The organism is Actinomyces acetigenes (assembly GCF_031296635.1).
Taxonomy (GTDB): domain Bacteria; phylum Actinomycetota; class Actinomycetes; order Actinomycetales; family Actinomycetaceae; genus Actinomyces; species Actinomyces acetigenes.
Genome location: NZ_JASPFC010000003.1, coordinates 50,372 through 71,672 on the forward strand (window position 1 = coordinate 50,372; position 21,301 = coordinate 71,672).

Annotated in this window: 13 protein-coding genes; 4 read left to right on the plus strand and 9 right to left on the minus strand. The window is 67.1% G+C overall.

Features of this window, described 5'->3' with window-relative positions; genetic code table 11:
- Positions 1-49: 49 nt before the first annotated feature.
- The 9 genes from ppdK to RIV14_RS01940 form a co-directional block, all read right to left on the minus strand.
- A complete protein-coding gene (gene ppdK, locus RIV14_RS01900) occupies positions 50-2,755 on the minus strand; it encodes a pyruvate, phosphate dikinase (protein WP_075373280.1) in 2,706 nt (901 codons plus the stop codon).
- A gap of 227 nt (positions 2,756-2,982) precedes the next feature.
- Positions 2,983-3,282, minus strand: a complete 300-nt coding sequence (locus tag RIV14_RS01905; RefSeq protein ID WP_081379520.1) for an IS30 family transposase — start codon at positions 3,280-3,282, stop codon at positions 2,983-2,985.
- Positions 3,283-3,349: 67 nt separating this feature from the next.
- Positions 3,350-3,805 carry a universal stress protein gene (locus tag RIV14_RS01910; RefSeq protein ID WP_075373281.1) on the minus strand — a complete coding sequence of 152 codons (456 nt, stop codon included), beginning with the start codon at positions 3,803-3,805 and terminating at the stop codon, positions 3,350-3,352.
- A 36-nt stretch (positions 3,806-3,841) separates the two neighbouring features.
- Positions 3,842-5,254, minus strand: a complete 1,413-nt coding sequence (locus tag RIV14_RS01915) for an MFS transporter (protein WP_075373282.1) — start codon at positions 5,252-5,254, stop codon at positions 3,842-3,844.
- 290 nt (positions 5,255-5,544) lie between these two features.
- Entirely contained in the window at positions 5,545-6,654 is a 1,110-nt protein-coding gene (locus RIV14_RS01920; RefSeq protein WP_075373283.1) for a putative glycoside hydrolase, read from the minus strand.
- A complete protein-coding gene (gene pelF, locus RIV14_RS01925; protein ID WP_075373284.1) occupies positions 6,651-9,044 on the minus strand; it encodes a GT4 family glycosyltransferase PelF in 2,394 nt (797 codons plus the stop codon). The genes RIV14_RS01920 and pelF overlap by 4 nt, the downstream gene beginning before the upstream one ends.
- Positions 9,041-10,414 (minus strand): hypothetical protein, encoded by a 1,374-nt coding sequence (locus RIV14_RS01930; protein WP_309324794.1) that lies wholly within the window; start codon positions 10,412-10,414, stop codon positions 9,041-9,043. Before RIV14_RS01930 ends, pelF begins: the two co-directional genes overlap by 4 nt.
- A 652-nt stretch (positions 10,415-11,066) precedes the next feature.
- Positions 11,067-13,667, minus strand: coding sequence for an ATP-dependent Clp protease ATP-binding subunit (locus RIV14_RS01935; protein WP_075373286.1), 2,601 nt, complete (start codon positions 13,665-13,667; stop codon positions 11,067-11,069).
- Between the two features lie 178 nt (positions 13,668-13,845).
- Complete coding sequence (locus tag RIV14_RS01940; RefSeq protein ID WP_075373333.1) at positions 13,846-14,478, minus strand: SRPBCC family protein; 633 nt, start codon at positions 14,476-14,478, stop codon at positions 13,846-13,848.
- 254 nt (positions 14,479-14,732) lie between these two features.
- Between RIV14_RS01940 and RIV14_RS01945 the strand changes: the two genes are divergently transcribed.
- The 4 genes from RIV14_RS01945 to RIV14_RS01960 all read left to right on the plus strand — a co-directional run bounded on the left by RIV14_RS01945 (position 14,733) and on the right by RIV14_RS01960 (position 21,291).
- Positions 14,733-16,838, plus strand: a complete 2,106-nt coding sequence (locus RIV14_RS01945; RefSeq protein ID WP_143224242.1) for a PQQ-binding-like beta-propeller repeat protein — start codon at positions 14,733-14,735, stop codon at positions 16,836-16,838.
- Positions 16,839-16,987: 149 nt separating this feature from the next.
- Positions 16,988-18,037: a hypothetical protein gene (locus tag RIV14_RS01950; RefSeq protein ID WP_081379519.1), complete on the plus strand. Its 1,050-nt coding sequence runs from the start codon at positions 16,988-16,990 to the stop codon at positions 18,035-18,037.
- Between the two features lie 33 nt (positions 18,038-18,070).
- Positions 18,071-20,116, plus strand: a complete 2,046-nt coding sequence (locus tag RIV14_RS01955) for a hypothetical protein (RefSeq protein WP_075373288.1) — start codon at positions 18,071-18,073, stop codon at positions 20,114-20,116.
- Positions 20,117-20,148: 32 nt separating this feature from the next.
- Entirely contained in the window at positions 20,149-21,291 is a 1,143-nt protein-coding gene (locus RIV14_RS01960) for a hypothetical protein (protein WP_143224243.1), read from the plus strand.
- Positions 21,292-21,301 lie beyond the last annotated feature (10 nt).

A 21,301-nucleotide genomic window follows, 5' to 3' on the forward strand; every position in this document is an offset into this window, starting at 1 on the left:
GGCCCCCACAACGCTGTTGGTCCGCGGACCTCGCTACCCGGTTACCCGGCTACTCAGCCTTGTCCTTAACGGCGGCGCGCCCGGCCTCCAGGCGGGCCACCGGCACCCGGAAGGGCGAGCAGGAGACGTAGTCCAGACCCACCCGGTGGAAGAAGCCGATGGACTCGGGGTCCCCGCCGTGCTCACCGCACACGCCCATCTTCATCGTCGGCTTGGTGGACCGGCCGCCCTCGACACCCAGGCGCACCATGCCGCCCACGCCGTCGACGTCGACGGTCTCGAAGGGGGAGACCCCGAAGATGCCGTCGTCGATGTAGCGGCCCACGAAGGAGCCCTCGACGTCGTCGCGCGAGAAGCCCCACGTGGTCTGGGTCAGGTCGTTGGTGCCGAAGGAGAAGAAGTCGGCCTCCTCGGCGATGTGGGCGGCGGTGACGGCCGCGCGCGGCAGCTCGATCATGCAGCCCACCGGGAAGTCGAGCGCGTAGCCGGAGGCCTGGGAGACCTCCTGCAGCACGTGCTCCACGCGCTCGCGCGCCAGCTGGAGCTCACGCACCGACCCGATGAGCGGGATCATGATCTCGGGGTGCGGGTCGCCGCCGGCCTTGAGGCGCTCGACGGCGGCCTCGGCGATGGCGCGCACCTGGAGCTCGATGAGTCCCGGCATGGTCAGCAGCAGGCGGACCCCACGCAGGCCGAGCATCGGGTTGGCCTCGTGGCTCTTGCGCACCACGGCCAGGAGCTCCTCGTCGGCCGGGTCCAGCTCGCCGCGCTCACGGTCGACGGCCACCTTGATGCTCAGCTCAGTCAGGTCCGGCAGGAACTCGTGCAGCGGCGGGTCGATGAGGCGCACCGTCATGGGCTTGCCGTTCATCGTCTCGAACATCTGGATGAAGTCGCCCTTCTGCAGCGGCAGGAGGGCGGCCAGGGCGGCCTCGCGCTCGGCGTCGGTGGAGGCCAGGATGAGGTTCTGGACGAGCTGCTTGCGCTCGCCCAGGAACATGTGCTCGGTGCGGCACAGGCCCACGCCCTGGGCGCCGCGGTGGATGGCGTGGCGGGCGTCGTCGGGGGTGTCGGCGTTGGCGCGCACCTGGAGGCGGCGGACCTCGTCGGCGTGGACCATGAGGCGGTCCACGGCGGTGACGAGCTCGCGGGTGTCGTCGTCGCCGGCCGCGTTGAGAGCCTCGTCCAGGCCGCGTCGCAGGTAGGTCATGACCGGGGAGTCGACGACGCCGACCTCGCCGAGGAAGACCTCGCCGGTGGTGCCGTCGATGGCGATGACGTCCTCACTGGTGAGGACCTCCTCGCGCCCTGCGATGCGCAGGGTCTTGGCGGCGGCGTCGACCTCGAGGGCCTCGGCGCCACACACGCAGGTCTTGCCCATGCCGCGGGCGACGACGGCGGCGTGGCTGGTCTTGCCGCCGCGGGCCGTGAGCACGCCGGCGGCCGCGACCATGCCGGGCAGGTCGTCGGGGTTGGTCTCGCGGCGCACGAGGATGACGGAGTCGCCCTTCTGGGAGCGCGAGACGGCCTCGTCGTTGTCGAAGGCGATGTAGCCCACGGCGGCGCCCGGGGAGGCGGGCATGGCGCGGGTGAGCAGGTCGCGGCTGGAGTCGTCGTCGAACTGGGGGAACATCAGCTGGGTGAGCTGCTCGCCGGAGACGCGCGTGAGGGCCTCGTCCATGGTGATGAGCTTCTCGTCGACGAGCTGGGTGGCCACGCGGAAGGCGGCCGCGGCGGTGCGCTTGCCCACGCGGGTCTGGAGCATCCACAGCTTGCCGCGCTCGATGGTGAACTCGATGTCGCACAGGTCGCGGTAGTGGGTCTCCAGGCGGTGCATGATGGAGCGCAGCTCGTCGTAGGAGGCCTTGTCCAGGCGCTCGAGGTCGGCCAGGGACAGGGTGTTGCGGATGCCGGCGACGACGTCCTCGCCCTGGGCGTTGACCAGGTAGTCGCCGTAGACGCCGGTGCGCCCGGTGGAGGGGTCGCGGGTGAAGCACACGCCGGTGCCGGAGGTCTCCCCCATGTTGCCGAACACCATGGTGCATACGTTGACCGCGGTGCCCAGGTCGTGGGGGATTTTCTCGCGGCGGCGGTAGATGTGGGCGCGCTCGGTGTTCCAGGAGCGGAAGACGGCCTCGGTGGCCATGTCCAGCTGGGAGCGGGGGTCCTGCGGGAAGTCGATGCCCGCGTGCTCCTTGACGATGGCCTTGTACTCCTCCACCAGCTCCTGGAGGGCGTCCACGGGGAGCTCATAGTCCATGGAGACGCCCCGTGCGTCCTTCTTGGCGTCCAGGGCGTCGGAGAAGTGGTCACCGTCGATGTCCAGGACGGTCTTGCCGAACATCTGGATGAGGCGGCGGTAGGAGTCCCAGGCGAAGCGCTCGTCGGAGCTGGCGGCGGCCAGGCCCTTGACGGAGACGTCGTTGAGGCCGATGTTGAGGACGGTCTCCATCATGCCGGGCATGGAGAACTTGGCGCCGCTTCGCACCGAGACGAGCAGGGGGTCCTCGGCGGCGCCGAGCTCGCGCCCCAGCTCCTCCTCGACTCCACGCAGAGCGGTGGTGACCTGGACCGAGAGCTCCTCGGGGACCTCGCCGCTGGCCAGGTAGGCGCGACAGGCGTCGGTGGTGATGGTGAAGCCGGGGGGAACGGGCAGGCCCAGGCGGGTCATCTCCGCCAGGTTCGCTCCCTTGCCTCCCAGGAGATCCTTCTGGTCCTTGTCACCCTCGCTGAAGCGGTACACGTACTTGGGCATCGATGCCCCTTTCTGATTCGGGTCGTTCTCGGCTCTGCCTCAGATCGTCCTGATGCAGGCGTGACGCGGCGACGCGTCGTACCTCACCGCACTCTAGTGTGACTTCAGTCCTAGGCCAAACTCATCAGTGCTCATACCACTCGATCAGCACTCATCGGCGCCAGCGCGCCGCGCCCCGTCGAGATAGACGTTTTCGGACGAGATCGACGACGAGATCGACGGTGGGGTCAGGTGGTGTTTGCACCGTTGATGATGTCGTTGAGTTTCTCAGTTGGGGTCTGTCCGTTCAAGACGATGCGGGGTCGGCGGTTGAGGCGGTCCTGGATGTCTTGGACCTGGGTGTCGGTGACATCGGTGAAGCTGGTGCCCTTGGGGAGGTACTCGCGGATCAGGCGGTTGGTGTTCTCGTTGGTGGGGCGCTGCCAGGGGCTGTGGGGGTCGGCGAAGTAGACCGGGATGTCGGTGGCGGCGGTGAAGGCGGCGCGACGGGCGCCCACCACCCGCACGCGGGCCCGGTGGACGCCCATCGCGATGGATGCAATGGAAGCCGCCTGGAGAGAACCTGAGGAGAATCCGAAGGGATCTACGGCACAGCTATGGCACGACGACGAGGACGTCGCACTTGGACTTGCGCAGCACCTGGACGGAGACGGCGCCGAAAATGCGACCGAGCAGGGAGTCCACGCCCTTGGAGCCGACGACGACGAGGTCCGCCTCGGCCTCCAGCGTGACAAGAGTTACAGCGGAGGCCGCCGTTCCCTCGACGACGACGCCCTGGGCGAGGCCGACGCCGCGCTCGACTGCGATGTCGCGCGCTTTCTCGACGACGGCGTAGGCCTCGTCCTCGGTGAGCTGGGTCTCGGCGACCCGCACATCGGCGACCTGCGCGGTGTCGGCGACGCGGGCCTTGTCCCGGGGCGAGACGGGGTCGTAGCCGGCCACGAGGAGAAGGGTGGCGTCACACAGTCGCGCCATCTCACAGGCGCGATCGATGACGTGGGTGTTCTCCTCAAGATTGCCGACTGCGGCAACAATGGTGTTGTAGGTCACAAGTGTCATCCTTTCATGTGGCGCATATGCGCCCGATCAGGCGACGGCAGTCTCGGTGGCGGCGATGGCGGCGGCGCGCACCCTCGGGTCGGCGTCCTTGTCGGTGTCGATCCACTCGATGAGCAGGCCGGCGATGACGAGGAAGACTGCGACGAAGAGCAGGGCGTTGACAGGGTGGTTGCCGAGCAGGTTCTTGTAGATGAAGCCGAAGGTGAGGGTCTGAAGGAGCTGGGGGACGACGATCATCATGTTGATGACGCCCATGTAGACGCCCCGGCGCTCCTTGCGGATCATCTCGGTGGCCATAACGTAGGGTATGCCCACGATTGAGGCCCAGGCCACACCAATGCCGATCATCGGCAGGTAGAGGACCGTCGTGTTGTCGGGGCCGCCGATGTGGGTCAGCAGGTAGAGGCAGATGGCGGCCAGGAAGAGGGCCGCGGTGTGGACGTGCTTGGGGCCGACCTTGTTGGCCAGCCGCGCCAGGAAGAGGGCCACGATCGTGCAGGCGATGTAGTAGACGACCATGAGGCCGGTGGCGAAGCCCGAGGCGTCACTGAAGGCATCGGTCTCGGCGTAGCCCTTCTGATTGACGTCGACGCCGAAGTAGGCGATGGCGCACATGAGCCCGAGGTACTGCCAGAAGACGTTCATGGCGTACCACTGGAAGAGGTAGACGAGGGCCATCTTCTTCAGGCCGCGGGGCATCTCGACAATGGCGACGCCGACGTCCTTGAGGAAGCCGAAGGGGCCCTCCTCCCTCTTCTTGCGCTCGAGCTCGGCGAGGTCCTCCGGCGTGGGCGGCAGCTCCTTGGTGGAGAGCACCGAGATGAGCACCGAGCCGATGGAGCACACCGAGCCCACCATGAAGGCCCCGAACACCCAGTAGGGGATGCCCGCGGCGGTGGCGCCCTTCAGGATCTTCTCCAGGACGGCGAGGGTGCCGCCGGCCAGGGCCGAGCCGGCGCCGATGAACAGGGACTGGGCGAGGAAGCCCTTGGCGAGCTGCTTGTCGGGCACGCGGTCGGCGATGAAGGCGCGGTAGGGCTCCATGGCCGTGTTGTTCGAGGCGTCGAGCAGCCACAGGCACAGGACCGCCATCCACACGGCGGTCACGAAGGGCATGAGGAACAGGAAGATGGAGCAGCCGGCGGCGCCGATGAGGAAGAAGGGCTTACGGCGGCCCCACTTGTCGCTCCAGGTCCGGTCCGACAGCGCCCCGATGAGGGGCTGGATGAGCAGGCCGGTGACGGGTCCGGCCAGGTTGAGGATGGGCAGCTCGTCGGGGGAGGCCCCGAGGAACTGGTAAATGGGCGACATGATGTTCTGCTGCATGCCGAAGGAGTACTGGATGCCGAAGAAACCGACGTTCATCAGCAGGATCTGGCCCGTACTCATCATGGGCTTGTGCGCGAGATCCACCGCGCCGTTCTGGGAGATCTGTGCCATAGGTCGTCCTTGTCCTGAGCCCTGCGGGTGACCGGCACCGCCCGAAGCGGACGCCGCGCTTCAAGCCTGAGAGGACGCTGTACGGGACGGCGGGATTCTCAGGGGAGCAAGCAGCACCATGATCTCCCCGACCTGGCCGACGTTTGACAAGACCTTAGTCCCTAATGAGTCTCGCGCGAGCCGAATCCGAGCGCGCCTCAGGCACGCAGAGCGATCATCCCACTGCCCGCAGCCAAGGGCATCTCAGATCCCAGCGCCCTGCCGTCCGGATCGCCGGCCGGCCCCGGGGCTTAGGGGCGCAGCGCCAGCAGGCCGGTGTGTCCCGGCAGGGTGATGCGGGTGGACAGGGGCTCGCCGTCGGGCGCCCCGGTGGGGCCGGGCAGGACCAGGCCGGCGGGCAGGTCTAGCGTCGCCTTCCCCTCCCCGCTGAGCACGACGGCGGCCAGGCCGCCCTCGAACTCACGCACCCAGGCGCCCGAGGCCCTCCGGGGCCGTCCCAGCGGGCGCCCCAGGTCGGCGTCCAGGGCGGGGAACCAGGCAGTGCGCGAGTAGTCGTCGTGGCCGGTGGCCGTGTAGGCGCCCTCCCCCGCCCCGAAGACCCAGAAGGCCGCCAGCCCGTAGAGGCCCGGGAAGCGGCGGGAGCCGGACGCGGAGGCGCCTCCCCCACCGTCGGGGGTGCGCACGATGGACAGGCCCGGCCCGCGCAGCTCATGGATCTGGGCCAGGGCAGTAGCCTCATCGAAGAGGTTGTCATCCCCCCAGCCCAGCCAGCACTCGTCGAAGCCACCACCCCAGGCCGAGTGGCGCTCCCAGCGGCCGGGTTCCCGGCGGGCCTCGGCCACGTTCGGGATGAGGATCTTGCCCACGGCGTTAAGGCCGGCACCGGCCTGGTCCACGAAGATGTTCAGCTCGGCGCGCAGGGCGGCGGTGTCGGCGATTCCGTCCAGGGGGAGGTCCAGTCCGTAGTAGTCGTCGAAGACGTCGTTGTCCGCCATGACGCCGTCGAAGGCGGTCTCAGCGGTGGCCTGGCAGACCTCCTCCACCCAGCGGGCGCGGTAGTCGGGGTCCCACACGCGGGCCTGGAAGTGGCCGGGGTAGGTGTTCCACTCGACCAGGTCGCCGTTGTCACGCCTGGCGAGCCAACCGCGGCGGAGGGCCTCGCGGTAGGACAGCCCGGAGGCGCGCATGGAGTCCGGCTCGAAGTCCCGTGTGGAGGACAGGCACCGGTAGGCCAGAACCGTCATGTCCGGTCGCGCCTCCTTGAGGCGGGCGGCCGCCTCGGTCTCCCAGGGCTGGAGGATCGCCGCCCGGTAGTGGGCGATCGCGAAGTCCAGCTCCCCGGGCTCAAGCGGGTTGCCGTAGCGGATCCAGGCGCCGACGCCGCCGGTGCTGCTCCTCATGCTCCTCCTCGGTCGGCGCGGGCGCCGGCCTGCTCACCGGCGCCGCCCTGACGGTAGATCTTGTTGTAGGAGGCGTTGACCTTGACCAGGTCGTAGGCCGCCTCCACACGGCCGCGGGCGTTGAGGCTGAGGCGCTCGTAGAGGTCGACGTCGCTGATGACCTCCTGGACCTTGTCCGCCATGACGGCGGGGTCACCTGGTTCGATGATGATGCCGCAGGGGTCCCAGGTCTGTCCGTCGTCGGTGACGATCATGTCCTCGACGACGGAGCGCACGGCGCCGACATCGGTGCTCACTGTGGGGATGCCGGCCCCCATGGTCTCCAGGGAGACGACCGGCAGGCCCTCGTTGTAGCTGGGCAGGACGAACAGGTCGAACTCGGGCAGGAGCTCACGGACCTTGACGGTGCCGCGGATGGTGATGACGCTCTCCAGGCCCTGCTCGACGATGCGGGTCAGGCACTGCTCGAAGTAGGAGGGCATGTGCTCGGTGGGCCCGCACACGTCCAGGTGGATGTTCAGGCCCCGGTCCACCATGAGGCGCACCGAGTCGATCATGTCCAGCAGCCCCTTGATGGGTACGACGCGGGCGATGTACACCAGCTTCCACAGGTGCTTGTCCGCGCCCTCCTTCTTGATCTCCTCGATGGCGGCCAGGCGCGCGGCGTAGGAGGCGTCGAACTCCGAGGTGACGATGCCGTTGGGGATGACGATGGCGCGCCCGGAGTCTCCGCCGAGCTCATTGGCCTCGGTGATGGCCCGCGGGTAGAGGTAGGTGGAGGCGTAGGCGTAGGGGTAGCACAGGCGCCCCATCTCCAGCCACCAGGCCATCCACATGCGCTCGCGGCCGGTGACGTCGAAGGTGCGGTAGTCGGTGAGCCTGACGTTGAGGTCCAGCCTGCGTTCCAGGAGGGTGTTGACGGTGTCGCGCACGTAGAGGTTGTGCTCGGTCAGCAGCACCTTGGTGCCGTGCTCGCGGGCGGCGTTGACGCCCAGCAGCATGGCGTAGCCGGTGGTGTGGGCGTGGTAGACCTGGGCGCGCGGGACCGGCTCGGCCAGGACCGCGTAGGCCAGGGAGAAGAAGTCGCGCAGGCACCAGAAGATGTCGGTCATCGACATCCCCAGGTCCGGCATCATGTCGTGGTAGGCCTCCATGAACTCGCGCGTGCCCAGGATCGCCCAGACCGGGTAGCGGCGTGAGGCGCTCAGGCCCTCGCTGATGAGGTCCCACAGCGGCTCGGTCTGGCCGTCCTGGGCCAGGGAGAGCAGGGCGCCCAGGATGCGCCGGGACAGCTCACGGCGCTGGCGGCGGTTCATGTGCAGGTCGCGCGGGCGGGCGCGCAGGAAGTCCTCCTGGTGCTCCTCCATGGACAGGTAGAGGACCTTCACCCAGGCGATGTTGTCCGGCATGCCGTAGAGGTCCTTGCGCGGGGAGTGGGAGTCCCAGGTGATGTGGATGATCCCGAAGGTGAGGTCCGGGTTGCCGGTGATGATGTCGTGGACCACTGCGGAGACCCCGCCCTTGAGATAGGGGTAGGTGGACTCCATGACGATGGCGACGTCGACGTCGACGTACACGCCGTCCTCGGGGACGCCGTCGGGCAGCTCCTGGTCATCGGTCTCCGGCTCGGGCTCCTCGGGGAGCTGGGGCAGCTCGCTCCCACCGGCGGGGGTCTCCTCGTCCTCAGGCTCCTCCTGGGCGGTCTGCTGGGACAGGGGGATGGCGGCGGCGTCGGAGGCGGCCGAGGCCACGGACTCCCAGGCGATGGCCGTGGGGGCCGGGGACTCGTCGTGCGCCGGGGGCTCAGAAGGCTCAGAGGGCTCAGAGGGCGCCGACGCTGCCGTGGCGTCAGGGGCTTCAACGTCATCGGGAGCCGGTGACGCGGCGGAGCGGGGGGCGGCCGGCTCCACCGGCGAGGACGCCGAGGCGCCCGAGGCCGCCGAGCTCACGGCACCGAAGATCGGGGAGTCCAGGACGTCGGGGCTCTGCGGGGAGGCCGACTCCGGGCTCTTGGGGCGCGGCTGGACCACGCCGTAGCCGGCCGGCGCCGGGGCCTGGACCACACCGTAGATCGGTGCGGCCGGGTTCTCAGGAGTGGAGGCCGACGCCGCGGCCGGCTGCGCAGCCGGTTCAGTAGCGGGCGGGACGGTGGGTGAGCCGGCGGAGGGGGTGGCGGCCGAGGGGCCGCTCGGGGCACTGGCGCCGCCAGTAGTGACGACGACGCCGTAGCCGTCGGGGCCGACCTTGATCCTGGGGCCGGTCTCCTCGCCCCGGTCCCCGATGCCGGGGGCGTCGTCGGGACTGGGCATCGGGGCGTAGCCGCCGGCGGGAGCCGAGTAGCGCAGCGGGAGACTCTCCAGGCGGGCGCGGAAGGAGGATGACGAGCTCACCAGGACATGGCCTTTCCCCAGAAGAAGGAGTACTCGGGTGCGGCCCACCGTTTGCGGTAGAGCAGCAGCCCCAGCGCGCACAGCACCAGGTCGACACCGGCCAGCGGCAGGTAGGCGGCGGCGTCGGCCACCTTGAGCAGCAGGGCCGCGGCGATCGCCACGTGAATGCCGGACAGGAGCAGGGCGGTGGTCGAGTCTCCGATGTGGTCGATCTCGTAGCTCAGGAGCGTCAGCACCGTGAACAGGATCGAGGACAAGCACACCTCGAGGACCAGCGGGACCTGCTCGGAGGATATGAGCGCCATGGAGCACACGACGACGATGACGCCGGCGGCCCCCACGATGCAGGCGCGGATGAGGCTGGCGTCCAGCAGCCGGCGCAGCGTGCGCCCGCGCTCACGCAGGCTGGTCATGCCCTCACGCTTGAGAACCGTCTGGAACAGGGCGATCTCGGTGTTGACCCGCGGCGCGGTGACCGCGAAGTAGTAGCAGTAGGCGACGACGGCGGGCTGGAGGCACAGGTAGACCAGCGCCACGTCGAAGTCGCGACCGGCGCCCAGGAAGAGGAAGAACTTGTCTGACCACAGCACTCCCCCCAGGATCGCGCCGCGGAGCATGTCCTGCACGAGGATGCCGGTGGCAACCCCGCGGGGCCGCAGGATCCTACCCAGGGAGCGCCCCATGGACAGGAGCTGGCTGAGGGCTCCCATCAGCGGAGGCAGGTACCACCAGGTGGGCTCGGCAACGAGCGCGACGGCGTAGCAGAGCCAGCCCACCGACCACAGGCGGCGTCGTCCGGCGACGTCGGCGACGATGAGTGACTGCACGAAGATGACGTGCAGGAGGAGCAGGGCGGTGTGGACGCCCAGGACGCGCGGGTTCCAGCCGGTCACGGCGGCCACGACGAGGATCTCCAGCGCCGTGGGCAGGAGCGCCCACAGGAACAGTGCCGGCCAGATGGAGCAGTAGCGCTCCAGGACCGCCCGCGGACCGCGGCCGATGGAGTCGCCCAGGAGCCGGTAGACGGGGGTGCCGATGATCTGGCTGAGCCAGGGCACCGCCACCGACACGCTCAGGACGATGACCGGCAGGCCCGTGCCACTCACCGTGCTGGCAGCCATCTTCTGGGACACGACGGGGAAGCTCAGACCCAGCAGGATCGCCGGGGGCATGCCCAGGAGCATCGCCGCACCCCAGTGCCAACGAGCACCCGGGGCGATGCCGCCGCGCTTGAGCGCCCGGGTGGGCGGCGCCGTCACCAGCCCCAGCCCGATGAGGACGGTGAGGACCAGGACACCGACAGTGACCTGCTTCGGCCAGCCGATCCAGGGCAGTACCGCCGCCACCACGCCGAGGACGCTCAGGGTCACAGCAGCGTTAGCGGTCCGCAGTCGCGGAAAACGATGCTGGTGGAAATGTCGCGGTTCGTATCTGAGTTGGGTCATGGGAGTAGCGGCACCAAGAATGCGTGAGCACGCACGGGCGATCCGAGCCGGACATTCCGGCGCCGCGATCGAGGAGCGTCGCGGCAGTCTGAATGAGGGCGGACAGGTACGGACAGTGAGGACGAGTAGGGGCAAAGACGTTTGAGACGGCCCCGCACAAGGCGGGGTGACGACACCGATCGACCATGTCAGAGGGACGACTTTCGACGGATCGTCACTCCACTGTATCCGGCAGAGGACAGACATGAGACAGTCAGGCCAAACTCTCAGAACATTCTCTTGCTTCGTTCAGATTTCATTCAATTTTCATTTCCATGTTTTGCGGCGACACCGACCCCGAGTCCCGTGCATATTCATAACTGCGAACCGCATCCCGCACACTCATGCGTCCAAGTTCATGGGAGTCACCTGGAAAAATGGAGGCGGGAGCAAGGCGGCCCCACCGCCGCCCCTGCAGTTCACGCCAACGCGTCTTGCAGACCGAGGGCCCCGCTGTGCAGCGACGACGATGGGCCGCAACCCCAGTGAGGTTGCGGCCCATCGTATGGAACTGATAAGGGGACTGGACCCGGTGAGGTCAGCGCCCGGGCTCGGCGGCCGGTGAGGCGCCGCCGCCACGACTGATGGGCGTCGAGGAGATGCGCAGCGGGCTGGAGGCCCCTGTCCCACCGCCGGCCGCGGCATCCTCGGCCTCACGCAGTGCGGCGACCTCGGCCTCGCCCTGCTCCCAGGGCTCGCCGCGGAAGATGAACTCACCCAGGATGGACTCGCCCTCGGCGTCGACGATGACCTTCTGACCCCGCTCGATCTCCCCGAAGAGGATCTTCTCGCTCAGGGCGTCCTCGATGTCGCGCTGGATGGCGCGGCGCAGCGGGCGGGCGCCGAGCACCGGGTCGAAGCCGCGCTCGGCCAGGAGCTCTTTGGCGGCCTCGGTCAGCTCGATGGTCATCTGCTGCTCGGCCAGGCGCTTGTCGAGGCGCGCGATCATGAGGTCGACGATCTGGCGCACCTCCTCCTTGGTCAGCTGCGGGAAGACGATGAGGTCGTCGACGCGGTTGAGGAACTCGGGCCGGAACTGCTGCTTGAGCTCGCGGTTGACGTGGGCCTTCATCTCCTCGTAGTCCATGGCGCCGGACTCGGTGGACTGGAAGCCGGTGGCCACCGACTTGCCGATGTCCTTGGAGCCGAGGTTGGTGGTCATGATGATGACGGTGTTCTTGAAGTCGACCACGCGGCCCTGGGCGTCAGAGAGGTGCCCGTCCTCCAGGATCTGCAGCAAGGAGTTGAAGATGTCCGGGTGGGCCTTCTCGACCTCGTCGAACAGGACCACGGAGAAGGGCCGGCGGCGCACCTTCTCGGTGAGCTGGCCGCCCTCGTCGTAGCCGACGTAGCCGGGAGGGGCGCCGAAGAGCCGCGAGACCGTGTGCTTCTCGGCGAACTCGGACATGTCGAGCTGGATGAGGGCGTCCTCGTCGTCGAACAGGAACTCCGCCAGGGCCTTGGCCAGCTCGGTCTTTCCGACGCCCGTGGGGCCGGCGAAGATGAAGGAACCACCGGGGCGCTTGGGGTCCTTCAGGCCGGCACGGGTGCGGCGGATCGACTTCGACAGGGCCTCGATGGCCTTGTCCTGGCCGATGATGCGCTTGTGGAGCTCGGCCTCCATGTTGAGGAGCTTGGCGGACTCGGCCTCGGTCAGCTTGACCACCGGGATGCCGGTGGACATGGCCAGGACCTCGGCGATGAGCGCCTCGTCGACCTCGGCGACCTGGTCGAGGTCGCCGGACTTCCAGGCCTTCTCCTTGGCGGCGCGCTCGTCGGCCAGGCGACGCTCGTCGTCGCGCAGGGAGGCGGCGCGCTCGAAGTCCTGGTCGTCGATGGCCGACTCCTTCTCCCGCTTGACCTCGGCGATCTTCTCGTCGATCTCGCGCAGCTCGGGCGGGGCGGTCATGCGGCGGATGCGCAGGCGGGCGCCGGCCTCGTCGACCAGGTCGATGGCCTTGTCCGGCAGGAAGCGGTCGTTGATGTAACGGTCGGCGAGCTTGGCAGCGGCCTCGATGGCCTCGTCGGTGATGACGATGCGGTGGAAGGCCTCGTAGCGGTCACGCAGGCCGGTGAGGATCCCGATGGTCTCCTCGATGCTGGGCTGGTCGACGGTCACCGGCTGGAAGCGGCGCTCCAGGGCGGCGTCCTTCTCGATCTTGCGGTACTCGTCCAGGGTGGTGGCCCCGATGGTCTGGAGCTCGCCGCGGGCCAGCATGGGCTTGAGGATGGAGGCGGCGTCGACGGCGCCCTCGGCGGCGCCGGCACCGACGAGGGTGTGGATCTCGTCGATGAACAGGACGATGTCGCCGCGGGTGCGCACCTCCTTGAGGACCTTCTTGAGGCGCTCCTCGAAGTCACCGCGGTAGCGCGATCCGGCCACGAGCGAGCCCATGTCCAGGGAGTAGAGCTGCTTGTCGCGCAGGGTCTCGGGGACGTCACCGTGGACGATGGCCTGACTCAGGCCCTCGACGACGGCGGTCTTGCCCACGCCCGGCTCCCCGATGAGGACGGGGTTGTTCTTGGTGCGCCGGGAGAGGACCTGCATGACCCTCTCCATCTCCTTCTTGCGGCCGATGACCGGGTCCAGCTTGCCCTCGCGGGCGGCGGCGGTGAGGTTGCGGCCGAACTGGTCCAGGATGGCGCTGCCCGAGGGCGTGCCCTCCTTGGAGGGGCCGCCGGCGTTGACGGTCTCTTTGCCCTCGTAGCCGGAGAGCATCTGCATGACGGTCTGGCGCACGCTGGACAGGTCCCCGCCGAGGTTGGTCAGGACCTGGGCGGCCACGCCCTCACCCTCGCGCAGCAGGCCGAGCAGAAGGTGCTCGGTGCCGATGTAGTTGTGGCCAAGCTGGAGGGCCTCACGCATGGAGAGCTCGAAGACCTTCTTGCCGCGCGGCGTGAAGGGGATGTGACCGGTGGGGGCGGACTGCCCCTCGCCGATGATCTCAATGACCTGGCTGCGCACGGCGTCCAGGGAGATATCCATGGACTCCAGCGCCTTGGCGGCCACCCCCTCGCCCTCGTGAATGAGGCCGAGAAGGAGGTGCTCGGTGCCGATGTAGTTGTGGTTCAGGGCCCGCGCCTCGTCCTGCGCGAGCACGACGACGCGACGGGCGCGGTCGGTAAAGCGTTCAAACATCAGTAATTCCTCCTCGGCACGCGCTCAGTGCAGGACCGCTCGTCCGGTGGTGGCGAGGGATGTCGCAGCGCCGCGGAGAGATGGCGCTGAGAGCACGTGCTGACAAGGCTAACCAGGCCGACGCCTGGGCCATGCCCCTGTTCGCGGTAGGCGTGAGTAAGCCTTGAGCCGGGTCGACTCAGCCCTGGGCGCGCCTGCGCAGGCCCCACATCATCCCCCGGGTCATGAACCTGGCGACGGGGCGCACCGCCCACACCACCGCCGTCGTCGCGCTCCGGTGGGGTAGGTAGCGCTCCCGGATCCGCAAACGGCAGCGACCGGAGCGGGGAGCGTCAAGCTCGTCGAGCACGAAGGCCCAGGAGAAGTCGAAGTCCATGCCCGCCCCGGGCGGCGCGGCGCCGCCGTCGGAGGACAGGACGAGGCAGTGCCCGGGTTCGAGACGCGCGACGGTCAGGGCGGCGTCGGCGGCCAGATACACCCGGTCACCGACGGCGAGGTCCTGCCACCGCGGCTCGACGCGTCGGGCATTGGTGATGCCCACACCCGCCAGACGCTCGAGCAGATCGAAGCTGTAGAAGCCGCCGCGCTCGTACCCCAGCTGCACCAGCCAGGGCCAGACCGCGGCTACCGGGGCGTCGATGTCGATCTGGTGGGTCTCGATCATGGTCGCCTCGGGCACCAGGTCGTCGCCGGGCAGCGGGAGCGAGTCGTCCCCGCGTGGACGGGCGGCACAGGCGGCCAGCACCAGCGCTCCACAGAGGCCGGCACCGGTGGTTGTCAGGAGGGCCAGACGATGGTGCGAGCAGTTCATGAGGCCATGATCCCCGTCCATCGTCGTCTTCGCAGGCTCAGCCTCCGCCTGACGCCCTGCCCCATTGGTCGCGTTCGTAGGGTAGGTCTCGCGTTCGTACCCTTAACCCCCGAACGCGAGGCCCAAGGCACGAACGCGAGACTCAAGGTACGAACGCGATGGCAGGGACGGCGTCGGTGTATTCACGCGGCGCAGGACAAACTGCCCCACGAATTTTGCCGCACGATCCGGGGCGGCCCACCACAATGGAGATCATGCCTCCCGCGACTTCTCGAGCCGACGCCGATCATGACGACACGGCGCCGACTGACATCTCCAGCACGTCCACCGGTCAGGCCCCTGACACCGAAGCGCGGGAGACAGGGCAGGGGGCCGCGGGTATCGCGCAACATCTCCTGCCCGCCCTGCCAGCACTGAGAATCGGGGCGCTGCTCAGCGTCATCGGCGCCGTGGTGCTCTTCTTCGCCTGGCCCAGCGGCGTTGACACCTCCCCCATCTGGGGCGTACCTCCCGTCGTGATCGCCGCTTTCTGGTTCATGACCGTCATCCTGCGCCCTCGGCCCTCAAGGTTCCGCGATCCAGTCCACGGCTCCTCCATCGCCGTGATACGCACGGCGGTCGCCGTCCTGGCGATGAGTGGAATCGCAGTATTCACCGCTTGGATGATGTGGGAGTGCCTGTCAACGTGGTCCTCCGTGCTCTTCCGTACCGGGATCAACACCGGGGAACTCGTCGCCATCGCCGCGGGAACGGCAGGACTGGCACTTCTAAGCATCACCGACATTCTCATTCGCATGCTCCGGGCCGCCGTACTGCCTCCGGAGCAGTTCCGGAGCAAGCGGTGGTCACGTCTCCGGCGGTCCAGAAGGCCGGTTCAGCACCCCGAGGGTCCACGACGTCGGACTCTTGCACGCGCCGCTCTGGTGCTGGCCCCCTCCGTCATCCTCGCTGGGGCCGCCGCCGTCCCGCTGAGCCGACGCAATGAGGCCGTCCAGAAGCTGGCGCCACCATCAGTCGCCAAGAATCTTCCCGCCTATCCCACTTCCTTGGCCAGCGAGCCAGCCTGGGTCAAGGACATTGACAATGTCCTCGACATCGCGGCGGGAGTCGCCGGCCCCGTCATCCACACTGCCGACGGCGTCATGGGCCTCAACCCGGAGGACGGCAGTGTCCTGTGGAGCTACGAGCGCCCGGGTTCAACATACATTGAGATTTTCGGTAGCCTCCCCAACTTCATCGGCGACAGACTCCACCGGACCCTGGCGGTCAGCCCCAACCGTCGTTACGTCGCCTTTCGCCTGGCCGGCCCGGGAAAGACAGGAGACGGACGAGGCATCGGCCAGCCGGCGATCACAATCGTCCTGGACACCGCCACCGGACGGGTGGCTATTGACCATTTATCCGACGGTGGCGCCCTTCAGATCACCGATTCTGCCATCATGGACGGAAGCAAGATCTACGCCATCGACAGCGGCGTCGAGACGTGGGACTTCGATAAGCACAAATCCGACTCCTCCAACCAAAGAACGACCTACTCGGGGACAGCGGGACATTCGACCTTCATCGTCAACGTCGAAGCCGACAGCGAAGGCAGTCAAGACGAGAATAGTGCACTGTACGGCCGCCTATACCTTGTTTCCCAGGACGATCCAGATCAGATCCACACCTCTCCTCCGTCGGCGCTGATGATAGAGACTCCGAATGCCATCTGCATCGATGGTTGGACAGCCATCTATCGAGACGGAGCCCCGACGAGCGCCAACGGATCCTTCCACCAGGGCTGGGCGATGCAAGCCGTCACCCTGGACTCCCTACTCTCCGAAGAAGACTCTCAGCAGCAAAGACATGACCTGGGACGAAGTGTGGGCATCAACACCACCGCATCGCTGACCACAGGAAAAGTCATCATGCTCCCCGGAACGCCATCATCGTCCGCACGAAACACCTTCAAAGAACACTCTTTTAACTTCTGGGAGGAACCTCATACGGTCTCAGCAATCTTCGACCCCTCAACACAGAAGATCCTACCCATGAACCAATCTTCAGGACTCATCCGAGCAGTTGGAATATCACCCGCGAGCACACCCAACAGTCTCGAGGCAAGAGTGCGAGTCGCCCCCATGGGCCAGGGCGAGGAGGCCTCCTTCCCCATCCCTCCGGGAAGCATTTTCCACACACCGGGATCACCCAAGTACAACCCTGACATGAAGGATATCGCCATCGCGCTCAAAGATTCCTCAGAGGTGTCCGCACTTCACGCCCCAGGCGCCAACATCATCATCCTCAACCCCACGGCGCAACACAATGAATCCCCCCACACCTTTCGTCTTTTCGGTCTCACGAAGGGCGCAACAACATGAGAATCACCGAACATTGGCACGTAAGGGACAGTCGTTACTCACAACGTCCCCGACGTCGCTTCACCACACTGGTAGCACTCACCCTCACGCTGACCTCGCTGACTGCATGCCAGCTCACGGACAGCACCCCGGATGAGTCCGGCAAACCAGTGCTCAGTTCCGTAAGCGCCGAGGAGGCCAAGGCAATCAAGATTGACGATAGCTACCCAGGCTACGTCTCTCCCCTGCCAACCAAGAGCGGCCCTCTCCATCTCGACACCACCTGCGACATGGACGCCCCTTCAGCACTGGTGAAACATGACACCCAGGACGATATCGTCTGGGCCACGAAAATCACTCCCAGGATTTCCGGCGTCTGCACTGACGAGACGATGACCCCCCAAGGCGCAGCAGATTACCTCCTCTTCACCCCAACCAGTGGTTATGCAGTTGTCAGCCCGAATACTCACTACGCCTCCTTCATTCTCCTCCGCTCCAACGCGACGAGCGATGACAGGCTTCCGGGCAACAAGAGGACGAGGGACTTCACCATCGCAGACCAGCGCGCCTATGTCCTCGTCATCGAGACCGAGACCGGAAGGACTGTCCGCACTGAGGAGGTCAAGGGGCTGATCCTGGGCCAGGTGCTCACCAATGACACCCTGGCCGTGGAGACCTCCCAGAGCTATTACCCCGGCGGAAACGGACACGGGACCATCACCACGTACGCCCTGGACAAGCCGACGGCCAAGGCGACCACGATCCCCACGGACAAGTGGCTCGTCGGGGCCACCCAGGACTCCCTGCTGCTGGCGCCGTCCAACATGAGCGGAGGGCATTACAGCGCTCAGCCGCTCACCCGCCTGAGCAAGGGCGGCGACGTCGTCGGAACAATCGCCGGAGTGACCGACGTCTATCGGGGCGGATGGGTCGGACGGGTCAAGGACACCAGCACACCGCCCCCGAAGGACACCTCAAACCCTCCTCAGACCGTCCCCACTGAACTGGTCCACCTTGACTCCGGCGTCACCACCGACGTCGCGGGCCTTGAGGTGAAGGAAGTCGCGTTGCCGACTGCTGCAGGGCTCCTCGTCTCCCGGGAGACCTCCACCGGCGAAGGCCAAAACCGCGAGACCACCTCCACCCCGCAGTTCTGGCTCAGCGCCGCCGACGACGGCCACCCCCACACCGAGAACCTCGAGCAGTTCTCCACCAAGTAGCGCCCATCCGACCCACACCGAAGGACCCACGCCATGCCGCCTGCCGCCGAGTCCCCATCCGATGCCGACACTGACGCCGCCGAAGAGACCCCGGCTCGTCAGCACCGTCGCGGATGGTCCAAGCGCCTCACCAGCATCCTGAGGGCGCTTCGGGTCGGTTTTCTGCTCGCGTCGGCCACCGCCGTCGGGCTGTACTTCCTGTGGGGTATCGGCCTGTCCCACCTGTTCACTCCGCTGCGCAAGCAGTGCCAGTATCCGGTTCTCATCGCCGTCGGGCTCTGGGCCGCCTGCGCCGCCATCTGCACCAAGAGCTTCAGTGCGTGGGCGGAGCAGAACGTGGGCACCCCCAAGCCACCGAAGATCCCCCTCATCCTCCTGCCGGCGGGCATCGCGGGCTGTGCGGGCTATGCCGTCTGGCGGGTCATCCTGCTGTGGCGTGAGGTCCTGAACGCCGGCTTTCATGTCGGCGAGCTGCTGGCCGTGGCCCTCGGTCTGGCCGCCGCTGGATTGTTGGCGACATGCGACGCCGTTCTCCGGGGGATCCGAGCATGTCGCCCTCGTGAATCAGCCCCCACCAAACGACGCCGTGGCCTGCGCCGTTGGCTCCCGACGCTCAGGCCCGTGACGCTCAGCCGACGCACGGTTGCTGCTGCAGGCGTTCTGATCCTTCTGCCATCTGTTGTCCTGACGGGCATTGCTGCGGTCCCGCACTACCGCGGGGCCGCCCCCGTGCACCACACGACCGCAGCCGCCATCAGCGACTCCCAGCTGCCGTCGGCCCCCTCAGCTCTCGGTTCCCAAGCCGCCTGGAGCAAGGACGTCGATGGGATGCTCGACGTCGTCGGCGGCGCCGCAGGCCCCGTGGTCCTCACCACGACCGGCCTCATGGGACTCAACCCGAAGGACGGCTCCGTTCGCTGGACGTACCAGCGTGACGACGCCGTGTACTCCGCGCTGGTTTCGAATCGTGCCGCGCAATCCTTGGGCGACACCTACCTCATCACCAGCCCCGACCACCGCCATGTCGCCCTGCGCCTGAGCGGCCCAGGTTTCATCACTAACGGCGGGAAACAGAATGACGGCAGCCCGGACCGCCAGGACGTCCAGTCTTACGTCTCCCTGGTGCTCGACTCCGTCACCGGCAAAGTGACTCACGAGCACGTCAGCGCAGGAGGGGCACTCCAGCTCACGGACAGCGCCCTGCTCGATGACACAACCGTCTACTCGCTGGACAAGGACACCAAGCTCTGGGACTTCCAGAGCGCCGGGCTTCAGGTGCCACCCCTCGGACCAGGCGCCTATATCGGTACGGCCGGGCATGCGTCCTTTCTCATCGAGACCGGCAAGGACCTGCATCTGTCCCTCATCCCGCAGGCACACCCAGACCAGATCACTCCCACTCCCAACCTGCTCGAGAACTATCTAGGGCGGGTGGTGGTCATCGACGGATGGGTTGCCTCCTTCGACAACAATGCGTGGTCACGGGCGACCACCCTGACTGAGACCGGCCATGCCTACGCGGCGAACCTTGACGGCCTGGCCGGCGTGCCAGGTGCCGACACCCAGACCTACGACCTGGGCGTCACGCTGGGCGTCAATGCCATGGCTTCCTACACATCAGGAACGCTGGCGATGCTGCCATCGAACCCACCACCCAACAACGCCGACAGGTTTCCTAACTTCAGAGAGTTCTGGGGCGGGGTGCCGTCGGTCGGGCAGGTCTTTGACCCGCACAGCAAGGCAGTGAAACCCGCTCGAGAGTCGGCAGGAATCTCTGGTATCGCCGTCGGTATCACCTCCCGGGCAACAGAGACGAACCCTGGTGGCCAGATCACCGCCCGCACCCCTGACGGCCACTCCGCGTCCCTGCCCATCGCCCCCGGGACAACCTTCTACGCACCAGGAACGGACGACTCCTCCAACGCGAAACTCAACGACTTGGCGGTCGCGCACGCCGGCGGTTCCTACCTGTCGGCAGTGAATACCCCTGGCGTCACACTCGTCACTCTGAACGCCGCACCTCCAGGAGATGGGGCATCACAATACGTCAGGATCTACGGCATCACGGGAGGGAAATAATGGGCAAGCACCCTCGAAACGCACTCACTTTCATGCCTCCTGTCACCAACACTCTTCCCAGATCCTTGACGGCACTGTGCGTCATCGCCTTTACCCTGGCGCTTTCCTTGAGCGCCTGCGCACCTCTCAGCTCAAAAGCCACTCACGAGTCTCTCGCGATCACCTCGCGCACCCTGAAGAACATCGATGAGCTCGATACGCCATCCACCCCCACCAACGGTGGGACGCATGTTTCAACAGCCCTGAAAAACAACATTCTCACGGTCGCGAGCATCAACTCCACAGAGCACACACCTCAGTGGGCTCTCGACATCAGCCTGACCAACGCCTCTGACAGCAGCATCTCGTGGCCGGACTATTCAGACCACGATCTGACAGGGCGACTGATGTCGACAGCTGTCGGCGCGCTGGTCGTGAGCCCCAATGGGAACTACGTCTCCCTCGCGTTACAGGTGACTCGGAAGCAGGAGGACGAGCCGCAGCTCACCGATCAGTCGAGCACCGTGGAACTGGCCTCCCAGCAACGCGGTTACGTCGTCGTTCTTGATGCCAGGACAGGGAAGACCATCCTCAGCCGGGAGGTCTCCGGCTTCATCCTGGCGCAGGCCCTCACCAACGATCACCTCGCCGTCGAGACCGCTCGCGCCTACTTTCCCGCCGGGGAGGGCAAGGGCGCCATCACTGCCTTCCCACTTAATGGAACCTCCTCCCCCACCACGACTCCCACCGATCAGTGGCTCGTGGGAGCCGGCCAGGACTCACTGCTCCTGTCACCGCAGCCACTGCACCACGACATGTGCAGCAGTCCCTGCGGCCCCTTCACCCTGACGCGCATCAGCACCGGCGGCCAGAAGCTCGGCACCATCACACATGCAGACAGGGTCTACCGTGGCGGCTGGGTCGAGAGGTACAAGGAGCCCACCCCAGACGGCGGGGACGGCGAAGCGTCTGCGCAGGCAGCGAGAGAGGTGGTCGACGTCGACACCGGGGCCGCCACCGACCTCAACGGCGACCAGGCCGAGGAGACAGGGCTGTCCACCGGCCCAGGGCTCCTCATGACGAGGAGAACCGATCCCGACAAGCAGAGCTCGCCGTCCGTGCCGGTCTCCTGGCTCAGCGCCGACGACGACGGACACCCCCACACCGAGAACCTCGAGCAGTTCTCCACCAAGTAACGCCCGACCG